The organism is Oscillibacter sp. CU971 (assembly GCF_905219725.1).
GTDB lineage: Bacteria > Bacillota > Clostridia > Oscillospirales > Oscillospiraceae > Oscillibacter.
Genome location: NZ_CAJMXG010000549.1, coordinates 1 through 1164 on the forward strand (window position 1 = coordinate 1; position 1164 = coordinate 1164).

Sequence of the window (1164 nt, forward strand, 5' to 3'; positions counted from 1 at the left end):
CCTTATCAAAGTCAGGTAACTGCTTGGCCTTTCTCCCGGTGTACTTTCCCTGCTCCTTTGCGATAGCNATCCCCTCCCGCTGCCTCTGGAGAATGTACTCTCGCTCCAGCTCTGCCACGGCTCCGAAGATGGTCAGCATAAACTTCCCGGTTGGCGTGGTCGTATCCAAGGCTTCCTTCTTGCTCACGAACTCAACACCCTTGGCCGTCAACCTCTCCACCAAGTCCAGTAAGTCGCGGGTGTTTCTGGCGAACCGACTGATGCTCTCTACGATCACTGTATCGCCCCGGCGAACGTACTCCATCATCTTCTTCAATTCCGGACGATCCGTATTCTTACCACTCATGCGGTCTATGTAGACTTCATCGACGCCCAGCTCTTTCATCAAGACTTCCTGCCTGATGGTGTTCTGCTCTTGCATACACACCCGGATTTATCCACTCTTCCTATCTAACCCTCTCATAGTAATGGTAAAGTGCCGTTAGGGTACACCCTAACAGCACTATGAAAAAGAGTTCCATTAGAATTGATTTCCGACTTCTGGTACGTCCCAGAGTGAACGCCAACCCTAATGGAACACAACTCATTTGCCCTGTGCTCTGTAAAGCTCGGTCAACCGCTGCTTGACTTTCCTCACGGCCTCGGTGTGAGCTGTGTAGCTGATTGCCGATTGCTCAACCCATGTCTCAGCCATTCGATGCTCGGACAAATCAAGCGCACCAGCGAACTCCGCCAAGAAATCCAGGAGGATAGCGAACTCCTGCTCAGGTGGGAGCTGGCGCATCTTCTCCAAAAGCTCATTTACTCCCAGCCACTCAATCAGCTCATCCACCTGACTGTTACAGACATCTGATCGGGCATACGGAATGTAGTGTTTCATCTCACTCAGCCCCGCTTACTATCGCCTATATGAAATCGGACACACTCATTCCAGGTGCATCCCAGGGATGGGCCGGGCTGTAATCGCCATCTGTGCTAGTCGGAACTGTGGGGTTATCGGCATCTTCAACTGTAGCCTCTCTGTATCGCTCCATGTCTAGCCCCAGATATTCAGCCTCGGTGTCCGACAGTTCGACAACACCGACCATGTAGCGATAGGCTTCTTCCTCACCATCCTCGACCAGCCCATCCTTGAGAAGCGTAGCGATCTCACTCAGTCTGGCC

Annotated in this window: 3 protein-coding genes; all 3 read right to left on the reverse strand. The window is 52.4% G+C overall.

Annotation, left to right across the window (positions count from 1 at the left end; all coding sequences use genetic code 11):
- Positions 1 to 385, reverse strand: a 385-nt coding sequence (locus JX325_RS17320; RefSeq protein ID WP_374220665.1) for a recombinase family protein, incomplete at its 3' end; no start/stop codon positions are given.
- A 198-nt stretch (positions 386 to 583) separates the two neighbouring features.
- Entirely contained in the window at positions 584 to 880 is a 297-nt protein-coding gene (locus tag JX325_RS17325) for a hypothetical protein (protein ID WP_204792247.1), read from the reverse strand.
- A gap of 25 nt (positions 881 to 905) precedes the next feature.
- Positions 906 to 1164: hypothetical protein (locus tag JX325_RS17330; RefSeq protein WP_204792248.1), on the reverse strand; the 259-nt coding region annotated here is incomplete at its 5' end.

Coding starts and splice junctions, on each gene's coding strand:
- JX325_RS17325 (WP_204792247.1), bottom strand. CDS start 880: ATGAAACACTACATTCCGTATGCCCGATCAGATGTCTGTAACAGTCAG.